Annotated in this window: 1 protein-coding gene; it reads left to right on the top strand. The window is 49.5% G+C overall.

What is annotated here, in order from left to right; genetic code table 11:
• A partial coding sequence (locus DB30_RS41120) for a PAS domain-containing protein (RefSeq protein WP_146663015.1) occupies nucleotides 1-509 on the top strand: 509 nt, incomplete at both ends.

Genomic DNA, 509 nt, shown 5'->3' with positions numbered 1-509 from the left:
AATTCACCAGAATACAGCCAGTTCTGGCAGCGCCTTGCCAGGGGCGAAAGCTTTAGTGGCAAGTACCTGCGGCTGGCAAAGGGAAATCGTTCCGTATGGCTTGAAGCCAGTTATATCCCCGTTACTGACCGGCGCGGCCGTGTGACCAGAGTCATTAAAATTGCTGCCGATATTTCTGAGCGCGTGCATTCTGCGCTTGAGCAGGAAGCAGTCGTAAATGCCATAAACCGTTCTATGGCCATCATCACCTTCAATCCTGAAGGGATCGTGCTTGAAGCAAATGAAAATTTCGTCAATGCCACTGGCTATAAGCGGGATGAAGTCATCGGTAAGCATCATCGTCTGTTTTGTGCCGAGACGCTCTACAAAAGTGATGAATACCGACAGTTCTGGGAGAGGCTGAATCAGGGTGAGTTTTTTTCTGGTCAGTTTCCACGTCTTAACCGTCAGGGAGATCCTCTGTGGTTCCATGCAACTTATAACCCTGTCTTTAACAGTGACGGGCAGCT

Source organism: Enhygromyxa salina, assembly GCF_000737335.2.
Taxonomy (GTDB): Bacteria; Myxococcota_A; Polyangia; order Nannocystales; family Nannocystaceae; genus Plesiocystis; species Plesiocystis salina_C.
The sequence above is the reverse complement of the archived record's forward strand: the minus strand, read 5'-3'. Positions and strand labels throughout refer to the sequence as shown.